Genomic DNA, 19,212 nt, shown 5'->3' with positions numbered 1-19,212 from the left:
TTAAGGGTACATGTTGTTATGCGTCACCCGATTCTTTTTTGTTCTTTTCTTCGTTTAGCTGTTTAAAAATTTCTTCCATTTTAAATACATGGTCGAGTGTATCGTCTTTAAAGTAGTGCAGTACCGGTATTCTGCGTAACTGGTGTTTTACACGGTCGGCCAGTTCTTTCTTTATCTCCCACGCACGGTCTTCTATTTTCTTCATAGCAGCTTCGGGATCTTCTATCTTGAACAGACTGAGATATATTCTTGCTTCCAGTAAATCGGGCGTAACTTTTACACTTGAAATAGATACCATTCCGCCATTGATCATGTTCAGATTCAGTCGCCTGAAAATGTCATTCATTTCCTCCTGTATTACACCTGCCACCTGCCGTTGACGTTTTCCTTCTGTCATTGTATTAACGTATTAATCACCGCAAAAGTAGTTACTTTGCTGCTTTTAAGCGAGTATAATCAGCATGAAGAAATACGGAAGGATATTAGGTTATCTTAAAGCATACAGGTCAAAAACAGTTTTATATTTTATCTGCATATTGTTTTCAATTGTATTTTCTGTTGTGTCGGTAGGTATGCTGATGCCTTTTATGGACCTTATTTTTAAAGGCGATAACGGAACAACCGGGCTTACTGAAAACACAGACAACCCTATTGTAAAATTTGTAAGAGAAACGTTGATTGACATTATACGCTCCGGCGGCGAAAATGGAAAAACAAAAGCGCTGGCTGTCATCTGTATAATGATTATGCTTTCTATTTTCTTTAAAAACCTGTTTGTTTATTTATCCTTCTATATACTCAACCCTATAAAAAATGCTATTGTAAACACACTGCGGCTCGATATATATGATAAAATTTTAAGCCTGCCCATCGGCTACTTTACGGAAAAAAGAAAGGGCGATCTTATGAGCCGTACCACCAATGATCTTGGCGAGGTGGAAAGCTCTGTGGTAGGTGTGCTGGAAGGCTGGGTTACCTACCCGCTCACCATCATCGTAAACCTTGTAATATTGTTTGTACTGAGCCCCCGGTTAACTTTTTTTGTGTTGCTGTTTATACCTGTAATGGGCTTTATTATTGGCCGTATAAGCCGCTCACTAAAGAAGCAATCGCAACAGGTTGCTGAAAAATATGGCGAGTCTGTTTCAATACTCGATGAAACGCTGGGCGGGCTCAGGGTTATTAAAGCGTTCAACGTAGAAAATATACTCAGAAGTAAATTTTACCACATCAATAATGTACTACTGAAGGCCAGGAACCACATCAGTTACCGGAGAGATATGGCCTCTCCCATGTCAGAGTTTCTTGGCGTTACCATGTTTTGCGGCATATTGTACTTTGGCGGCAGCCTTGTGCTCAACGATAATATTATGGAAGGCTCTGCATTTCTTACCTATCTCGCCTTATTCTATAATATTATCAATCCTGCAAAATCATTGTCTACTTCCTTCTCCAATGTACAGAAGGGCAGCGCCGCTATGGCAAGAATAGATGAAGTACTAAATGCGCCGGTTACAGTTGATGACAACCCCAATGGCAGGAAGATAACCGCTTTCAATAATGCCATCGAGTTTCGTAATGTTTCGTTCTCTTATGAAGATTATAGTATTCTCAAGAATATCAATCTTACTATAAAAAAAGGGCAAACGGTGGCGCTGGTAGGCAGCAGCGGCGCAGGTAAATCCACCCTGGCAGACCTGGTGCCGCGCTTTCACGATGTTACATCGGGCGAGTTGCTCATAGATGGTGTTAATATCAAAGACTATGCACTTAAAGATCTGCGGCAGTTAATGGGTATTGTAACACAGGAACCAATTTTGTTCAATGATACCATCGCTGCCAATATTGCACTTGGTAAAGAAAATGCCGCACAGCAGGATGTAATCCACGCTGCTAAAATTGCCAATGCGCACAATTTTATCGAATTCAAAGAGCAGGGCTACGAAACCAATATCGGAGACCGTGGCACAAAACTAAGCGGCGGAGAAAGGCAACGCTTAACCATTGCCCGTGCTGTACTCAAAAACCCGCCGATCCTTATTTTAGACGAGGCAACTTCTTCACTCGATACAGAAAGCGAAAGACTGGTGCAGGATGCTATCAACCATCTTATGCAGGATAGAACATCAATCGTTATTGCACACCGGCTTAGTACCGTGCGTCATGCAGACGAAATCATTGTTTTGCAAAAAGGAGCAATTGCAGAACGTGGCACCCACGACGAGCTGATTGCCAGGGGTGGCATTTATTACCGCCTGGTAGATATGCAGGAAGTGAAATAATGCTGTGTTACCGGCAATGGTTTTTCATGGCATCGCCTGTTGTGTCACTCACTTGTACTTTCCGTTTCTATGGCGGCTGAGGCGTTTCGTTTTTCCCACTTACTACCATTACAGTTTGTCATTCTCTACATGATTATGTAGTTGTATTTTTCATTCTCCTGTAAACAGGGAATGTTATTACAATTAACAGACATTCAAACGGTTATTTAATAACACCCCTTTTAAATTTTAACTATCTTGCTCCAACGTTTTCCAGGCCCTTTCTAAATTTTCCGGGAACAAATTAATTCGTATGAGAAAACAACACCTGCTCCCAATGAAGCTTATCAATGCCTTGTGCATTGCACTGTTGATTGGTTGCACCACGAAAATCTTTGCGCAACCAAAACTTGTATTCACGCCGCTTATTACAAATCTCAATAAACCTATTGCCATACGCCATGCAGCAGATGCATCCGGCAGAATGTTTATCTGCGAACAAGGTGGCCTGATAAAGATCTATAAAAACGGGGCCTTGCAAAGCAGGCCTTTCCTGGACCTGCGCAGTGTAGTAGAAAGCGGACAGGAATACCCGGGTTTGTATTCAATTGCATTTGCACCCGATTATGCCACCAGCCGCTATTTTTTTGTGTACTATGTAACCAAAGACAACTTTACTGTTATAGCAAGGTACCGCACCAGTAAAAGAGATCCGGATTCTGCAGTGCTTGCTTCTGGTGTTACCTTATTATCGATCAATGGCCGGGGTACGGGTGGCGCCCATACGGGTGATATGCATTTTGGTAAAGACGGCTATTTATACATCTCTTTCAATGATGGTAGCTTTTATGCCAACTCAACAAAATTTGCACAGGATGGTCAGTCTCTTCTTGGAAAAATACTGCGGCTCAATGTAACACTTGAAACAGCACCTTATTACACTGTTCCTCCAGACAATCCTTATGTAAATAATCCTGCTGTTAAAAGTGAAATATGGGCCTTTGGTATACGCAATGCGTGGCGCTGGAGTTTTGACCGCGTGAATAATTTTATGTGGATTGCTGATGTAGGTGCAGACAAATGGGAAGAAGTAAATGTAAGAACGGCAGGGCAGCAACCTGCCGGGCCAAACTTTGGCTGGCCCTGTTACGAAGGCAACGCCAGGTTCGATACTTCCGGCTGCAGGACAAAAAAGAATTATGTATTTCCTGTCTTTCAATATAAGCATGAAACGGCAACAAGTGCCGAAGTAATAACCGGTGGCTATGTATACAGGGGCACAGCTTTCCCGGACTTGTATGGCTATTATGTTTGCGCTGATTATACAACAGGGAATGGCTGGAGTGTTTTCAGGGATGAAAGTGGTACGATTACCAATTACAGGCAAAAAGGTTTACCAACAGGAATTGTAGATTTTGGTGAAGACGAAAGCGGCGAACTTTATGCCTGTTCCTTATCTGACGGCACCGTATACCGTATAAGCACAAAAACACCGGCCATAATTGCCGCTGCAGGAAAACCATCACAATAAAGCATTACAGCGATAGTTGCATGCGGTTGTTGTATTGATGCATTTTTTACTTGAGCATCGAAAAGCTGCATACCTTGTTGCAGTACAAGTGAGTGACACAAGGGACGATGCCCAAAGTACCATAGCTGGCTTTATAATCTTCTTCTTTGTTGTAGATCTATGATGAAATATGCTGTTTACATATTGTTTTGTACGCTTGCTGCCTGTTGCTTTTACCTGCAGCCGGCGGCGCAAACAAATAACCAAGCACTGTATGTAAACAAATTTCCGGCAGAAGGCCTGGTACTTGACAGTGGTTGGAAATTGATGAAAGGAGATAACAAAAAATGGTCGGCCACAGACTATAATGACACAGCATGGAAAGCAATTAATCCTGCATTGGATGTTACTGAATACAGGCAACTCATTGGCAATGACATTTGCTGGCTGCGCTTTCATATTTCTTTAGACAGCAGCTTTGGTAACCAGCCTGTGTATTTGCATATTGTACAAAACGCTGCTACAGAAATTTATCTTGATGGCAAACCATTTATTCAGTATGGAAAGGTATCTGCCAACAGGCAGCAGGTTAAGGCTTACAACCCCATCAACCAGTCTGTACCGCTTGTGTTTGACTTTAGCGGGCAGCATGTAATTGCAGTAAGGTTATGTTTACCAAATTATATAACAGACTACGCGTATCCTTCGCTAAACAATGCGTTGTTTAAAATGCGTATTGGTTTGTGGTCTCAACAGCAGCAACGTGTGGATTCTTTTCACAACAGTTTTGGTATGACGGTTTCAAAGGCAGCCATTTTTATTATTGTTTTATTGCTGCATTTTGCTTTTTATTTTGTGTACCGCAAAGAAAAAGTAAACCTGTGGCTGGGTGTATTCGATCTTTTCAACGCAGCCGGTTATGTGTTGTACGCTTTGCTGGTTTACAAAATACATGATGTGGACCTGAGTAATATGTTACGTATTCCCGGTTCATTATTTTTCACCATCGGAAGCTGGTTCCTGTTGCTGGCAACTTATAGCGGTTTTTACCTGAAGCGTGGTTTTTGGTGGTGGTTCTTTTTTATTTTTATGGTTGCTACTATTGCGCTTTATTTTACACCGTTTAATGATGTTATCAGCCAGTATGTAAACCCGCAAATTTTTATATACCCGTTCCTTGCAAGCCTGGAAAGCATCAGGCTGTCTTACTTATCGCTGCGCAAGAAAAACGGTAAGATCAACCCGCTGGCCCAGGTAATGATCTTCTGCGTGCTTTCCTGCGCTGCAGCGGTTGTGGCACTGCAGGTAAAAGATTTTGGATCAGAAGATCTTAACTCCTTCTTTAGTGGTTTAATAAGTGTAGCTTTATTAGGCCTCCCGATTTCTTTCTTTATGTATGTAGCCATAGAGTTTCGTTATTTCTATAACAAGCTGGTAAGGGCACAGGAGCTCAAGACAAAAATTTCACTCGATCTGCATGATGATCTTGGTACAAAACTGTCTACGGCAAGAATGTTTTTACGAAGCATTAAAGGCAGCCAGACACCAAAAAATACAACGCTGCTCGGAAATGCAATCTCGCTCATTGATAATTCTATTATGGACCTGCGGCTGGTGATGAACGATCTCGAATCTCCAACGCTGATTGATAAAGGATACATGGCTGCAACAGAAGAACTGGTAAACCGGATAAACGATCTGCAGGAAATCAACTTCACGCTTTCTGCAAACGTTGTTGGCAAGAGAATGGATCAGAAAGCCGAATACAACCTTTTTAGAATTACGCAGGAGCTTATAAACAACACCCTCAAATATGCACATGCAAAAAATGTAAGTATTGAGCTTGTTAACCGTGATGATAAAATTATTTTTATGTACGAAGATGACGGCAAAGGTTTTGATCTTACCACGCCTGCAAAAGGTTATGGTTTATCAAACATCACCACACGTTCCCAGGCGCTGAATGCCGAGCTGGAATTTGATTCAAAACCAGGAGCCGGTTTTCGTACAATCATTGAATTCCCTTTAGTTTATGCCTGAACAAAAACTTAAACTGCTGGTAGCAGACGATCATCGTCTTTTTATAGAAGGTCTGCAGTTTGTATTAAAACAAGACCTTAAAATTGAGGTTGCCGGCTTTGCCATCAATGGTAAAGAAGCCGTAGAAAAGTGCAACAGCAAAGATTACGATGCGGTATTAATGGATGTACACATGCCCATTATAGATGGCATACAAGCCACTATTGCAATTAAACAGATCTACCCAAATATGAAGATCATTATGCTAAGCACAGCCAATGATCTTGTAACGGTTACCAATGCATTAAAAGCCGGTGCAAACGCTTACGTGCTAAAAGACGCAGGCAGCGCAGAACTGATAAGGGCACTGCATGCGGTTAACCGCGGAGAGATTTATTTTTCTGCTTCCATTGCGCATTTTTTCTCAAAGAATGGTGCGCCAAAAACCACCAAAGAATATATACACTTTTCCGAAAACCTTATCACCACACGCGAACAATCTGTACTGCGGCTGATAGCTGAAGGTTTTACCAACCAGGAAATTGCAGATACATTGTTTATTTCGGTAAAGACCGCAGACACGCATAGAAAAAATCTTATTGCCAAGCTCAAGGTGTCCAATACGGCCTCGCTGGTAAAGTTTGCAGTGCAGAATAAACTGATCTGATTTTTTTGTACCCGGCTTCGCCCTTTGTGGCATCGGCTGTTGCGTCGCACACTTGTGCTACAACTCATTATTCATCGGCTTCGGGTGTAACACCGTGCACCAATAAAGCCTTCATTGTTACCAATGGTAATTTGCAGCAAAAGGTTTATTCATTTATTTTTATTGGCGCATGCCCACACCAGTTACTACAACATTCAATATTGTACAGGTAATAGACCGCTTACACATTGGCGGTGCAGAAAGAGTGTTGGTTACACTCAGCAATCTCTTGTATGAGCATGGGCATCATGTAACCGTTCTTACCACTGTTACACCTGGGCCACTGGCTGAATCTTTACATAAAAATATCCCGCTTGTTAATCTTAACCGTCGTAGTAAATGGAACCCGTTTACCATGCTGCGGTTAATAAAAACAGTAAGAAAATTTGATATTGTACATGTACATTCCCGCCATAACCTGCGCTACCTGTGGCTGGCTAAAAAAATATTTGGTTTAAAGACACCGGTATTTTATCATGAACATCATGGATACCGTATACACACCAGTGCAACCGCACTGGAAAAGAAAATGTTTGCCGGTGTTGTTTTCATAGCCGTATCTGAACAACTGAAAGCCTGGGCCATTCAAAAAGCGTGTACAAAAGAATCGCAAACATTTACGCTTGCCAATACTGTTATACGCTATGTGCATGATAAAGCCTTAACCGCCAGGAAAGAAAGCGCTTTCACAGAACTTGTAATGACAGGCAATTTTGTACCGGTAAAAAACATGGCCTTTGCCATACAACTACTCGCTTACCTGAATGCCGCCGAAACCCGCTATAAGCTTACCATTATTGGCTCGGTTGCCGATAAAAACTATTACGAAAGTATTGTTGCATTGGTAAGCAGTGAAGGACAGGAGAAATATGTGCGTTACATTACAGATTGCAAAAACATACAGCCGATACTGCACCAGTTCGATCTGGCTATACATACAGCTACATCAGAATCTGGCCCGCTGGTGTTGGTTGAATATATTGCCCAGGGCTTACCGTTTGTTACGTATGAAACCGGTGAGGTTACCGCACAGGTAAAAGAAGCATTGCCAGCAAGCGTGATCAATAACTTTAATGTTGAAGATTGGGCTGGCCGCATAAGATTGATACAACAACAGGATAAACTAAAAACAGGAGCACAACTGGCGGCTATTTTTGAAGCATATTATAGTGCCGCAGCGTATTATCAAAAATGTATGAATATATATGATGAAGGCTTGCAACACACGAACCAATAGCTGAAGTATTTGTTGCCGTACAAGTGAGTGACACAACAAAAGCTCAATAGCAGCAATGCAGCCGGCTACAACAATTAAAAACTTGCCAGTACAGTAACGCCGCCTTTTACTACTTCATTCATTTGCACATTTACTTTTGCATGTAGTGGCAACAATACATCTACACGGCTGCCAAATTTTATGAAGCCAAGCTCTGTGCCTTGTTTAACTTCATCTCCTACAGAAAGATAGTTACAGATCCTTTTTGCCAGTGCACCGGCTATCTGCTTTACAAGTATAGAGCCACTGTTATTTTCTATTACCACGCTGTGCCTTTCGTTTTCTTCGGAAGATTTGGGGTGCCATGCCACCAGGTATTTTCCTTTGTGGTATTTGCTGTAGGTAACCCTGCCACTCATGGGGTTGCGGTTCACATGCACGTTGGCCGGGCTCATAAAAATGCTCACCTGTATGCGCCTGTCGTTGTAAAATTCTTTATCGGTAATTTCTTCTATAACTACTACTTTACCATCTGCAGGGCAAATAACCTGGTTATTGCTAATGGTAAGTGTACGTTTTGGAATACGAAAAAAGGAAACAATAAAAAGAAAGAGAAAAAGCGTAACGATGAAAATAAGTGTTGTAACCAGGGGAGCTGTCTCACTCAAAAAGCTGAAAGAAATAATATTAATAAGCCCGAATAATAAGGCTGCAATGGCAATAGATTTATAACCTTCCCGGTGAATTGTCATGAATAGGAATTGAGCGGCAAAGATAATAGTTAACCTTATACATGGCAGAGTGTAAACTTCTTTATATTTAAACGACTAATGCTTGTATGATAGCCAATTTACTCAGGAAATACAGCAGCACTTTTCACCCGGTTGTGCCGTTTAAAGCGGAGCACGACAGGTTGTTGTTAATGGATTTTACTGATGCCAATACAAAACTTACACCACCCATTCTTACTGATACATTGTTGTTTTCAGCATATGTACATACCGAATTACAAAACACCGGGGCATTGTATGGAATTGGTGGTTATGCTGAAAACAGAACCATTTACAGCCGTAGCCCGCATTTTCATACTGCTGCTCATGAAGAGCCGCGGCGCCTTCACCTCGGTGTAGACATATGGGGCAGTGCAGGTACTCCTGTGTTTGCACCGCTGGGTGGCATGGTGCATAGCTTTGCATTCAATAACGCGTATGGTGATTACGGTGCAACAATTGTACTGCTGCACCAACTGGATGGTATGGCCTTCTACACACTATACGGGCATTTATCATTACCGGATATCGCCGTTTTGAAAGAAGGTCATTACATAAATCGTGGCCAGCTGTTTGCACATTTCGGTACACCTGAAGAGAACGGCTACTGGCCACCACATTTGCATTTGCAGGTAATAGAAAACATGGAATTAAAAGAAGGTGATTATCCCGGGGTTTGTAAACTTAGTGAACGTGAAAAATACCTCACCAACTGCCCGGACCCGGACATACTCCTTGGGATGATGCAATACGCATCAGCAAGACACAGCCATTAATTTCATTTTTAAAATATTACAATTAGTTTTTACTTTAGCGCAGCATAAAATTAAACGTATGAGTAAAGTACACTTCGACGAGCACAGCATTAGAAAATATGTATTGACGATCTTTCTTGGCTTTGCGGCTGTTTTCTGTTTCCTGGTGTTGATGATGCAATGGCACGGAGATTTTGTTCCGGGCGGCACACACCATGAAGCTGCAGAAGGTGCTGCAACAGCGCACCACGAAGAGCATGCTGCCGCGGCAACAACAGAAGAGCATAAAGCACCTTCCATGAAAGTTACTTTACCCGGCGGCGTAGAAATTGAGGCATTCAAAGGTGGTATAGAAGATCAGCTTGTTACTTTCCTCAACGATTCAACAAGTAAAGCAGGCAAAGATGTATGGTTCGATTTTGATAACCTCAATTTTAAAACCGGTAGTGCAGAAATTACAGAAGAAAGCAACGTACAGGTTCAAAACATAGCAGCCATACTCAAAGCATATCCAAAGCTGAAAGTGAAAATTGGTGGTTACACAGACAAAACGGGCGATAGCGCAGCCAACATGAAGCTATCGCAGGAGCGTGGAGATGCAGTGTTGAGTGCTATAAAATCCAAACAGGCCAATGAAGCGCAATTGCTCGGCGCTGAAGGCTATGGCTCGCAGTACGCAAAAGCTGCTGCAGATGCGCCTGATGTGGAAAAACAGAAAGACCGCAGGATCTCGCTTGGTGTAAGAGAAAAATAAAGATTTCGAAATATACCAACCCCGCTAAATGGCGGGGTTTTTTTTATATGTACCAGGCTGTTGTGCTGCCATTAAGCTCCTGTTGCGTCGCACACTTGTACGGCAAAACATTATTCAGCAACCCCGGAAACGGTCAGCGTAATCAGTAAACACCTTATTAAAGATAGCTGCCCTACAAAGAAACCCCCGCACGTGGCGGGGGTTTCTTTTAACTTTTTCAGGCAGAGTTTTTATCTCAGCAAAAGCATTTCCCGGTATTTGGGAAGTGTCCATAATTCATCGTTTACCAATGCTTCCAGCTTATCCACATTATAGCGTATCTCATCAAAAAACGGCTCTTTGATTTGCGTACAGTAAGCAATGGCTTTGGTACGCGTATCTTCCATATTATTTACGATCTTTCTCTTCTCTACCATCGCATGCACTTTACTGTAAATGGTTTGAACGCGTTCTGTCATTTGCTTCAGTATCTCAAACTGGCTTGCGTAAGCGGTATCTGGTAAGCCGGTTGCTTTTATACTGTTGATGTTGGCCGTAACCTTGTTCATATACTCAATAGCAGAAGGTATAATGTGGTTAAGTGCCAGGTCACCCATTACCCTCGCTTCAATCTGCACCTTCTTAATGTACTTTTCCAATTCTATTTCATGACGGGCTTCCAGCTCCAGGTGGTTGTACACGTTGTTGCTTTCAAAAAGCTGTTTTGTTCTTTCAGAGATCATTGCATCCAGCGCAAGCGGCGTGGTTGGTACATTTGCCAGGCCGCGGCGTTCTGCCTCGTGGTGCCATTCGTCGCTGTAGCCATCGCCTTCAAACAAAACTTTCTTGCTTTCAACAATGTATTTCTGAATAATGTGCATGATGGCGATCTCTTTCTTTTCGCCTTTTTCAATCAATCCGTCCACATCCTGTTTAAACGTGCGCAATGTCTCAGCCATAATCGTATTGAGCGCTATCATCGCATTGGCACAGTTGGCAGCAGAGCCTACCGCACGAAACTCAAATTTATTGCCTGTAAATGCAAAAGGCGATGTGCGGTTCCGGTCCGTATTATCAAGCATGAGTTCGGGTATACTGCGATGCAGGTCCAGTTTTAAGATTGCTTCATCCTGTTCATCAAATTTATCACCTACCCGTGTTTCGATATCATACAAAACTTTTGTAAGGTACTCACCTATAAAAACCGAGATGATTGCCGGCGGTGCTTCATTGGCGCCTAACCTGTGGTCGTTACCAGCTGATGCAATAGAAGCCCGCAACACATCAGCGTAATCATGCACTGCTTTGATGGAGTTCACAAAGAATGTAAGGAACATCAGGTTTGTCTTTGGAGTTTTACCCGGTGCAAGCAGGTTTACGCCTGTGTCAGTTGCCAGGCTCCAGTTGTTGTGCTTACCGCTGCCATTGATGCCGGCAAACGGTTTCTCGTGAAAAAGCACTTTTAGCTTGTGTCTCCTGGCCACGCGTTCCATAATATCCATCAGCAGGATGTTGTGGTCAACAGCAAGGTTTACTTCTTCAAAAATAGGTGCACACTCAAACTGGGCTGGTGCCACTTCGTTGTGGCGGGTGCGCAATGGAATGCCTAATTTATAGGCTTCCTGCTCAAAATCGCGCATAAATGCATACACTCTTTCCGGTATAGATCCAAAGTAATGATCTTCCAGTTGCTGGCCTTTAGCCGGAGATGCGCCAAATACAGTTCTGCCACATTGAATAAGGTCTGGCCTGGCATTGGCAAGACCTTCATCAATTACAAAATATTCCTGCTCCCAGCCAAGCGTGGGTGTTACTTTGGCTATGTTTTTATCGAAGTAGTTGCACACATCTACAGAAGCTTTATTAACTGCTTCAATAGCTTTTAGTAACGGCGCTTTATAGTCGAGCGATTCGCCGGTGTAAGAAACGAAGATGGTAGGTATGCAAAGGGTTTTACCATTGCCTATTTCCATGATAAACACCGGCGAGGAGGGGTCCCATGCTGTATATCCGCGTGCTTCAAAAGTTGCGCGCAGGCCACCGCTGGGGAACGACGAAGCATCAGGCTCCTGTTGGGTAAGGGCAGCGCCGTCAAACTCTTCCAGCGGGCTGCCGTCGCTTTTTATGGTAAAAAAGGAATCGTGTTTTTCTGCAGTGGTGCCTGTAAGTGGCTGAAACCAGTGCGTAAAGTGAGTTACGCCTTTCTTTTCTGCCCACGCCCTTAATCCATTTGCTATCTGGTGCGCCATGGCGCGATCAATTCTTTTGCCCCCTTTAATGCTTGTTGACAGGCTTTTAAATGCTTCGTCACTAAGGTATTCCCTTGCTGTTTTAATGGTAAAAACGTTTTCGCCAAATATATCGGTAACACGGTCTGGACTTTCCACTTTTACATCCGGTACACTCAACAGGTTATGCAGCGCTTTAAATCGTAGTGACATATAATTCATTTATTTAAGGTTAACAAAGAAAATAATTTTTAGGCGGAAGTGCAATTTATTCTAATCTAAGATGAACATTAGTTTTTATTATAATATTATGTTGGTTTTACACAGTTTAAAAGCCACAAGGATTGGGTAGCAGCGTGTTAGATGTATGGTAGTGTGGCTGCACCATGCTGAGTGCTGAACAGAACGCACAAGTGAGTGACACAACAAAAGCAGCTAGTAGCAATGGGCCGGCACCCAAAAAAAACAGGGTTGCCAAAAGACAACCCTGCATTTTATAAATAAGTCAGCCGAAGTTATGCTTCAACTGATTTTACTGTTTTGATAATGCGGGCAGCCACTTTATAAGGATCTGCAGCAGAGTTTGGACGGCGATCTTCCAGGTAACCTCTCCAACCTTTGGCAGGAACCATTACAGGTATACGGATAGAAGCACCGCGGTCTGATACACCATAGCTGAAGTCATGTATGCTGGCGGTTTCGTGCTTACCTGTAAGACGTTTGTCATTATCTGCACCATAAACGTCTATGTGCTCTTTAACAACAGGACGGAAGGCTTCGCAAACTTTGTCGAAGATCTCTTTACTGCCGGCGTCTCTGAGTAATGAGTTAGAGAAATTGGCGTGCATACCAGAGCCGTTCCAATCCAGCGCTCCCAGTGGTTTACAATGCCAGTTTACAGCTACACCGTATTTTTCACCGATTCTTTCCAGCAGGTAACGTGCAACCCAGATCTGGTCGCCGGCTTCTTTTGCGCCTTTAGAGAAAATCTGGAACTCCCACTGGCCTGCAGCAACTTCTGCATTTATACCTTCTACGTTGAGACCGGCTTCAATAATTGCATCCAGGTGCTCCTCTACTATTTCGCGGCCAAACGCGTTGTTTGCGCCAACTGAGCAGTAGTAAGGGCCTTGCGGTGCAGGGTAACCGCCGGAAGGGAAACCAAGTGGTTTATTGGTAGCAGGATCCCACAGAAAATACTCCTGCTCAAAACCAAACCAGAAATCGTTATCATCATCGTCTATTGTAGCACGACCATTTGATGGGTGTGGAGTACCGTCAGCATTTAAAACTTCGCACATAACCAGGAAGGCATTTTTGCGCTGCGGATCTTTAACTACAAAAACGGGTTTCAGCAAGCAGTCAGAAGAACCACCCGGCGCCTGTTCTGTAGAAGAACCGTCGAAAGACCACATTGGTAAGTCTTCCAGTTTTCCGCTGAAATCTTTTTCAATCTTGGTTTTGCTGCGCAGACTTTGGGTCGGTTTGTAACCATCGAGCCAGATGTACTCCAGTTTAACTAATGACATGTTGTAAGTTGTTTATGTAATTAACGAAGATGTTCAATGAATTTTGAGAAAAATCACTTTTTGCGCCACGAATTTACAATGAAACAGAGAAAAAAATAAAACTTTTTTATTTTTTTGGCATGTAAACCCACAAAATAAACATATATAATTATTATTAATACTTTAGGGTTGTTTTGGTGGCCTGAATATATTAAATCAATTATTTGTAGCCGGCCTGTATTGCTACTATTAAGCTACGCTTGCGTCGCACTCTTGTACATCGGGAATACTATTGGGCATTTGCGGCGTGGGTGCATCATACAACCAGTCGTTATACCGCAGCGGCTATATCAATAAACCGGCGTATAACTTATCTGCATATTTTGCTGCAACTGGTTTCTATAAGCTTTAAGTATCTTGCTGTATTAAACACCCAAACACATACCGTGAATCCAAATTTTGAGCAGTTTAAAGCGCTGGTACAAAGCCCGCTGAAATTTAAAATGTTTATGCTGCGTAGCCTGCCGGCGGCATATTTCGCAGGCCTGCGTATAGAAGCATTTGACGAAACAACAGCGGTAATATCTGTAAAACAAAAGTGGTTTAACAAAAACCCGTTTGGTTCCATCTATTTTGCAGTGTTAACGATGGCTGCAGAAATGAGTACCGGGGTCTTAAGCATGGCCAACGTCTTTAAACGTAAACCATCTGTAAGCATGCTGGTGGTTTCAACAGATGCATCTTTTTATAAAAAAGCAACCGGAAAAATATTATTTACCTGCAACGATGGCGCTGCCATTGCAGGAATCATAGAAGAGGCAATAAAGACCGGAGAAGGCAAAACGATTACCTGCACTTCCACAGGCAGAAATGAAATGGGCGAAGTTGTAGCAGCAATACAATGCACCTGGAGCTTTAAAGCAAAAACAAAAGCCTGATGCGGTGTTGAGTATGCCGGTTGGCACAAAAGTTTTTAGCCAAACCACAAAGTGCTTCGGAAAATTGAAGGTTGTTTTCACTAACGAAATTTTGATCAGATCTTTCTTGCGTTGCTGGCAATATACATGGCAAAAGCAGCAATAGCAGAATCTTTCAGCACATTAACCAAAGAGATCTGCTTCATTTCCAGATCGCCGGAATTGAGAAAGTTTGGCAGGTGAATCGTAAGCACGAAAAGAAACAATAACACTGCCAGCAAATAGCCTGCAAGCTTTACCTGTTTATGCAGAAACAATGCAAGAGCGACAAGTATAAATGCCACACCTACAAAGTACACCCAGATAATTCCGCCCGGTAAAAACTCAGGCACATACACCAACATGTTTTTTGGATAAATGAAGTGATAGACTCCAAAGATGGCAAGCACGATTGCAAGTATAACTACTGCAATACGCGAAATAGTCTCTTCTTTCATAGTGCAAGCTTTTAGTCTATTAAGTTACCGAATTGTTTTGTACGCCTGTAAATTATTTCTGCATAGTATGTTGCAAAAAAAGCAGGCGTAGCGGTATAAACAGCGTGTACAGTAAAACAAATATCACTGATGATTAATTACCGCTTACCAGTTATCTTTAAGCATCAACAAAGCACATTCTATGAAGCTTGCTTTTCATGGTGCAGCACAAACCGTTACCGGTTCTAAACACCTGCTTACACTTAATAATGGCAAAAAGATTTTGTTTGACTGCGGCATGTTTCAGGGCATGGGCAGCCAGACGGATGTTTTAAATGCCAGCCTGGGTTTTGAGGCAACTGAAGTAAACTATTTACTATTATCTCATGCACATATTGATCACTCGGGTCTTGTTCCTAAACTGGTAAAGGAAGGCTTTAACGGCAAAATATTCTGTACACCTGCCACAAAAGATCTAGCCTCTATCTTACTGGAAGACTCTGCAGAAATACAAAGGGATGATACAAAGTTTATCAATAAGAAGAGAGCAAAGAAAGGCTTGCCACCTTATGAGCCTTTATACACACCCGCAGATGTAACTGCAGTAATCCCTTTACTCAATGAAGTTGCTTACGGGTCATGGTTTACTATTGAACCAGGTGTAGAAGTATTGTATACAGATGCAGGCCATATTATAGGCAGCGCCGCTGTGCATGTAAGAATTACGGAAAACGGGAAACAAACGCAAATGACTTTTAGCGGTGATGTTGGAAGATACAGGGATGTTATTTTGCGCTCGCCAGACACTTTTCCTCAGGCAGATTACATTATCATTGAAAGTACCTATGGCAACAGCCTGCACGAAAATATCTTTAACTCTACTGATAAATTGCATGAGTGGATTGAGAAAACCTGTGTGCAAAAAAAGGGCAAACTTATTATTCCGTCTTTCAGTGTAGGAAGAACGCAGGAGTTACTGTATTTCTTGAACCAATTGAGTAATGAAAAAAGGTTGCCAGCTATAAAAGTATATGTGGACAGCCCTTTAAGTAAAGAAGCAACCGACGTTGTAAAAAGTCACCCTGAAAATTATAACAGCCGCTTAAGAAAGCTCTTGCAAACCGACTATGACCCTTTTGGTTTTGATGAGCTGGTGTTTATTAAAACAGTTGATGAAAGCAAACAACTCAACAGTTTTACAGAGCCCTGCATTATTATATCTGCAAGCGGTATGGCAGATGCGGGCCGCATAAAACACCATATAGCAAACAATATACATGATGGTAAAAACACCATTTTAATGGTGGGCTACTGCGAACCAAATTCGCTGGGTGGCCGCTTAATGAATGGTGCCAAAGAAGTAAAAATATTCAGTGAATATTATAAAGTGCAGGCAGAAATTGGCAGTATGCGCAGCATGAGTGCACACGGTGATTACGATGACCTGAGCCAGTTCCTGGCATGCCAGGATGAGACAGCAGTGAAACAAATTTTTATTGTACATGGTGAGTACGATGTACAGCAGGACTTTAAACGTAAGCTGCTGAAAAAAGGATTTAAAGACGTAAACATTCCTGCATTACATGAATCTTTTACACTTGTTTAATGTATTTATTACAATTGTGCCAGTGAATAATTGCTGATGAAGATGGTGGCTGTTGTTGAATATTGTTCCCGGGTACAAGAGTGCGACGCAACAGGCGATGCCACATGTAATGACGCCGGGTACAAAAAAATTCTCCGTAAAATGATACAACCGATTGATAAATAATCATTCGATTGACATGCTGTTCTTAGTCATTCGATGCGCGTACACTGGCATACTTTTTTCGATGGCCTTAAAGCATATGATTAACAAATGTTATCGACTTACAAACGGTTTAGCGGCTACATTTGCGCCTCTGATACCAGCATATACCTTTAATTATTATTCACCTTTAAAACATGTTTCATCATGCAATTAAAAAAAGGAGTATTGATTGGTCTGTTACCAATTGCTTTATTTTCATGCGTCAGCCCCAAAAAACTAAGGGAGGCTGAAGCAAAATTTACGCAACTAAATGGTGCTTACGCAGAACTACAGGGTAAACTTCGCGACTGTGAAGGCAACCTGAATAACGCGAACAACGACATTAGCAGAAAGAAAAGTGAAATAGATGCGTTGAACAGCCAGATGGAAATGCTGAAGCAAAATAATAATGTGGCTTTAAAACAGTTACAGGATCTTTCTGTGATCTCCAGCTCCCAGGCTGAGAGCATTAAGAAATCGCTCGATAATATTGGTGCAAAAGATCTGTACATAAAAGACCTGCAGAGTGAGATGAAGCGTAAGGACTCGCTGAATATGGTGCTTGTGATGAACCTGAAAGGTGCTGTTGGCGACCTGAATGATAAAGACATAAACATAAAAGTGGACAAAGGCGTAGTGTTTATCGATATTTCTGATAAGCTGCTGTTTAAAAGCGGGTCTTTCGATCTTACAGAAGATGCAAAAGTGGTACTTGGCAAAGTGGCCAAAGTATTGCTGAACCAGCCCAACATTGAATTTATGGTGGAGGGCCATACAGATAATGCGCCTTATAAAAAGAATGCTTACCTGATAGACAACTGGGACCTTAGTGTTAAACGTGCAACCTCTGTTGTAAGAGTGCTTCAAAACGATTATGGTATTCCGCCGGCACGTATGGCCGCTGCAGGAAGGGGAGAATATTTACCTGTTGCTGCCAACGACACTCCTGAAGGCAAAGCTGCCAACCGCAGAACCAGGATTGTTATTCTGCCACAGCTAGACCAGTTCTTTAAATTGCTTGAACCTGGTGGTGACAAAGGTGTAGCACCTGCCGGCCAGCAACAATAACTGGTTACAGAATACATGTAAAAGACCCGGCCTATGTGCCGGGTCTTTTTAATACATTATCCTGAAGGTTCTACTAATGCTGTAATTTTAGTACCTGATTAAGGCGCTGCCCCATGTAAAACCGCTTCCATAAGCAGCAAGACACAGTAAATCTCCGCGTTTTACCTTGCCTTCCATTGTTGCTTCGTGCAATGCAATAGGTATAGAGGCTGCGGTTGTATTACCATAGCGGTAAATGTTGATGTAGATCTCATCGTCACTTAAACCAAGTTTCTGCTGCACAAATTCTGCAATACGCGCATTGGATTGGTTTAAGATTACCATGTTCAGGTCATCTATCGTATAGTTATTGGTAGTAAGTGCCTCATTGATTACGTCGGGCAGAAAGCTGATGGCTCGTTTCATAACTGCGTTGCCATCCATGTGCGGGTAGATCTGGGCTTTGTCGATCATTGCGTGTGTTACAAACTGGTCTCCAAAGAAATCATTTTCACCATAATCTGCAATTTCATCCTTTACCCAGTGATTGGAGTGTGTGCCGGGGCTATAACAAGCCAGCGCTTCTGCACCATTACCATCGCAATGTAAATGTGTACTTAAAATTCCTTCCCCCTCCTGGTCTGTTGGCTGCAGTACAACAGCGCCGGCCCCATCGCCAAACATTACGCTTACTGTTCTGCCCCTGGTAGAGAAATCGAGGCCAAAGGAATGTTTTTCTGCGCCCACCACCAGTATGTTTTTATACATACCCGTTTTAATAAACTGGTCGGCCACACTTAACGCATACACAAAACCACTGCATTGGTTACGCACATCCAATGCGCCAATTGTTTTAAGCCCCATTGCTCTTTGCAGCAATACGCCGCAACCTGGGAAATAATAATCCGGCGAAAGCGTTGCAAAAACGATAAAGTCAATATCATCTTTCGTTATACCCGCATTTTCTATCGCCATCTTCGCAGCTTCAGCTCCCATGGTGGTAGTGGTTTCGCCATTCCTGTCTGCGTATCTTCTTTCCTTAATTCCTGTCCTTTGCTGAATCCATTCATCGGTGGTGTCCATGACTTTCATAAGATCAGCATTGGTAACAACATTTTTGGGTACGTACATGCCAGTACCGGCAATTCGAGTTTTTAGCATAAGATGTTTTTAAGTTGGTGTCTTAGGAATTTTGGTGGCGCGAAAGTAACGAAAATATACGCCCCTTTTGCCTTTGAAGTGATTTGAAACCAAGTTTTATATGTATGGTTAATAAT

Annotated in this window: 16 protein-coding genes; 10 read left to right on the top strand and 6 right to left on the bottom strand. The window is 42.4% G+C overall.

What is annotated here, in order from left to right; translation table 11 throughout:
* Nucleotides 1–16: 16 nt before the first annotated feature.
* Nucleotides 17–397, bottom strand: coding sequence for a 30S ribosome-binding factor RbfA (gene rbfA / locus I5907_RS06090; RefSeq protein WP_196989825.1), 381 nt, complete (start codon nt 395–397; stop codon nt 17–19).
* Between the two features lie 64 nt (nt 398–461).
* On the opposite strand from rbfA, the gene I5907_RS06085 reads away from it, so the two are divergent.
* The 5 genes from I5907_RS06085 (at nt 462) to I5907_RS06065 (ending at nt 7,733) form a co-directional block, all read left to right on the top strand.
* Nucleotides 462–2,282 carry an ABC transporter ATP-binding protein gene (locus tag I5907_RS06085; RefSeq protein WP_196989824.1) on the top strand — a complete coding sequence of 607 codons (1,821 nt, stop codon included), beginning with the start codon at nt 462–464 and terminating at the stop codon, nt 2,280–2,282.
* Between the two features lie 292 nt (nt 2,283–2,574).
* Nucleotides 2,575–3,792, top strand: a complete 1,218-nt coding sequence (locus I5907_RS06080) for a PQQ-dependent sugar dehydrogenase (RefSeq protein WP_196989823.1) — start codon at nt 2,575–2,577, stop codon at nt 3,790–3,792.
* Between the two features lie 159 nt (nt 3,793–3,951).
* Nucleotides 3,952–5,811, top strand: coding sequence for a sensor histidine kinase (locus tag I5907_RS06075; protein ID WP_196989822.1), 1,860 nt, complete (start codon nt 3,952–3,954; stop codon nt 5,809–5,811).
* On the top strand, nt 5,804–6,457 hold the full coding sequence (locus I5907_RS06070) for a response regulator (protein ID WP_196989821.1): 654 nt from the start codon (nt 5,804–5,806) through the stop codon (nt 6,455–6,457). The genes I5907_RS06075 and I5907_RS06070 overlap by 8 nt, the downstream gene beginning before the upstream one ends.
* 169 nt (nt 6,458–6,626) lie before the next feature.
* A complete protein-coding gene (locus tag I5907_RS06065; RefSeq protein ID WP_196989820.1) occupies nt 6,627–7,733 on the top strand; it encodes a glycosyltransferase family 4 protein in 1,107 nt (368 codons plus the stop codon).
* A gap of 74 nt (nt 7,734–7,807) precedes the next feature.
* Here I5907_RS06065 and I5907_RS06060 read toward each other — a convergent pair whose 3' ends face one another.
* Nucleotides 7,808–8,464, bottom strand: a complete 657-nt coding sequence (locus tag I5907_RS06060) for a phosphatidylserine decarboxylase family protein (RefSeq protein WP_196989819.1) — start codon at nt 8,462–8,464, stop codon at nt 7,808–7,810.
* 86 nt (nt 8,465–8,550) lie between these two features.
* Between I5907_RS06060 and I5907_RS06055 the strand changes: the two genes are divergently transcribed.
* Together I5907_RS06055 and I5907_RS06050 are read left to right on the top strand one after the other, a co-directional pair.
* The gene (locus I5907_RS06055; RefSeq protein ID WP_196989818.1) at nt 8,551–9,258 is read left to right on the top strand and encodes a peptidoglycan DD-metalloendopeptidase family protein; all 708 of its coding nucleotides are present in this window, start codon (nt 8,551–8,553) and stop codon (nt 9,256–9,258) included.
* 58 nt (nt 9,259–9,316) lie between these two features.
* Nucleotides 9,317–9,991 (top strand): OmpA family protein, encoded by a 675-nt coding sequence (locus I5907_RS06050; protein ID WP_196989817.1) that lies wholly within the window; start codon nt 9,317–9,319, stop codon nt 9,989–9,991.
* A 230-nt stretch (nt 9,992–10,221) separates the two neighbouring features.
* Here I5907_RS06050 and I5907_RS06045 read toward each other — a convergent pair whose 3' ends face one another.
* Together I5907_RS06045 and I5907_RS06040 are read right to left on the bottom strand one after the other, a co-directional pair.
* Nucleotides 10,222–12,411 (bottom strand): glutamine synthetase III family protein, encoded by a 2,190-nt coding sequence (locus tag I5907_RS06045; protein WP_196989816.1) that lies wholly within the window; start codon nt 12,409–12,411, stop codon nt 10,222–10,224.
* 302 nt (nt 12,412–12,713) lie between these two features.
* Nucleotides 12,714–13,727, bottom strand: a complete 1,014-nt coding sequence (locus tag I5907_RS06040; RefSeq protein WP_196989815.1) for a glutamine synthetase beta-grasp domain-containing protein — start codon at nt 13,725–13,727, stop codon at nt 12,714–12,716.
* A 425-nt stretch (nt 13,728–14,152) separates the two neighbouring features.
* Here I5907_RS06040 and I5907_RS06035 point away from each other — a divergent pair, with 425 nt between their 5' ends.
* Nucleotides 14,153–14,644, top strand: coding sequence for a DUF4442 domain-containing protein (locus tag I5907_RS06035; protein ID WP_346266770.1), 492 nt, complete (start codon nt 14,153–14,155; stop codon nt 14,642–14,644).
* 95 nt (nt 14,645–14,739) lie between these two features.
* On the opposite strand, the gene I5907_RS06030 is transcribed toward I5907_RS06035, so the two are convergent.
* Nucleotides 14,740–15,120, bottom strand: coding sequence for a DoxX family protein (locus I5907_RS06030; RefSeq protein ID WP_196989814.1), 381 nt, complete (start codon nt 15,118–15,120; stop codon nt 14,740–14,742).
* A 181-nt stretch (nt 15,121–15,301) separates the two neighbouring features.
* Between I5907_RS06030 and I5907_RS06025 the strand changes: the two genes are divergently transcribed.
* Entirely contained in the window at nt 15,302–16,705 is a 1,404-nt protein-coding gene (locus I5907_RS06025) for an MBL fold metallo-hydrolase RNA specificity domain-containing protein (RefSeq protein ID WP_196989813.1), read from the top strand.
* Between the two features lie 348 nt (nt 16,706–17,053).
* Nucleotides 17,054–17,956: an OmpA/MotB family protein gene (locus I5907_RS06020; RefSeq protein WP_196989812.1), complete on the top strand. Its 903-nt coding sequence runs from the start codon at nt 17,054–17,056 to the stop codon at nt 17,954–17,956.
* 87 nt (nt 17,957–18,043) lie between these two features.
* On the opposite strand, the gene I5907_RS06015 is transcribed toward I5907_RS06020, so the two are convergent.
* Nucleotides 18,044–19,096: a 3-oxoacyl-ACP synthase III family protein gene (locus I5907_RS06015; RefSeq protein ID WP_196989811.1), complete on the bottom strand. Its 1,053-nt coding sequence runs from the start codon at nt 19,094–19,096 to the stop codon at nt 18,044–18,046.
* Nucleotides 19,097–19,212 lie beyond the last annotated feature (116 nt).

The organism is Panacibacter microcysteis, assembly GCF_015831355.1.
Taxonomy (GTDB): Bacteria; Bacteroidota; Bacteroidia; order Chitinophagales; family Chitinophagaceae; genus Panacibacter; species Panacibacter microcysteis.
The sequence above is the reverse complement of the archived record's forward strand: the minus strand, read 5'-3'. Positions and strand labels throughout refer to the sequence as shown.

Bases quoted from the DNA above. Each gene is read 5' to 3' on its own strand.
- rbfA (WP_196989825.1), bottom strand. From the start codon at position 397: ATGACAGAAGGAAAACGTCAACGGCAGGTGGCAGGTGTAATACAGGAG.
- I5907_RS06085 (WP_196989824.1), top strand. From the start codon at position 462: ATGAAGAAATACGGAAGGATATTAGGTTATCTTAAAGCATACAGGTCA.
- I5907_RS06080 (WP_196989823.1), top strand. From the start codon at position 2,575: ATGAGAAAACAACACCTGCTCCCAATGAAGCTTATCAATGCCTTGTGC.
- I5907_RS06075 (WP_196989822.1), top strand. From the start codon at position 3,952: ATGATGAAATATGCTGTTTACATATTGTTTTGTACGCTTGCTGCCTGT.
- I5907_RS06070 (WP_196989821.1), top strand. From the start codon at position 5,804: ATGCCTGAACAAAAACTTAAACTGCTGGTAGCAGACGATCATCGTCTT.
- I5907_RS06065 (WP_196989820.1), top strand. From the start codon at position 6,627: ATGCCCACACCAGTTACTACAACATTCAATATTGTACAGGTAATAGAC.
- I5907_RS06060 (WP_196989819.1), bottom strand. From the start codon at position 8,464: ATGACAATTCACCGGGAAGGTTATAAATCTATTGCCATTGCAGCCTTA.
- I5907_RS06055 (WP_196989818.1), top strand. From the start codon at position 8,551: ATGATAGCCAATTTACTCAGGAAATACAGCAGCACTTTTCACCCGGTT.
- I5907_RS06050 (WP_196989817.1), top strand. From the start codon at position 9,317: ATGAGTAAAGTACACTTCGACGAGCACAGCATTAGAAAATATGTATTG.
- I5907_RS06045 (WP_196989816.1), bottom strand. From the start codon at position 12,411: ATGTCACTACGATTTAAAGCGCTGCATAACCTGTTGAGTGTACCGGAT.
- I5907_RS06040 (WP_196989815.1), bottom strand. From the start codon at position 13,727: ATGTCATTAGTTAAACTGGAGTACATCTGGCTCGATGGTTACAAACCG.
- I5907_RS06030 (WP_196989814.1), bottom strand. From the start codon at position 15,120: ATGAAAGAAGAGACTATTTCGCGTATTGCAGTAGTTATACTTGCAATC.
- I5907_RS06025 (WP_196989813.1), top strand. From the start codon at position 15,302: ATGAAGCTTGCTTTTCATGGTGCAGCACAAACCGTTACCGGTTCTAAA.
- I5907_RS06020 (WP_196989812.1), top strand. From the start codon at position 17,054: ATGCAATTAAAAAAAGGAGTATTGATTGGTCTGTTACCAATTGCTTTA.
- I5907_RS06015 (WP_196989811.1), bottom strand. From the start codon at position 19,096: ATGCTAAAAACTCGAATTGCCGGTACTGGCATGTACGTACCCAAAAAT.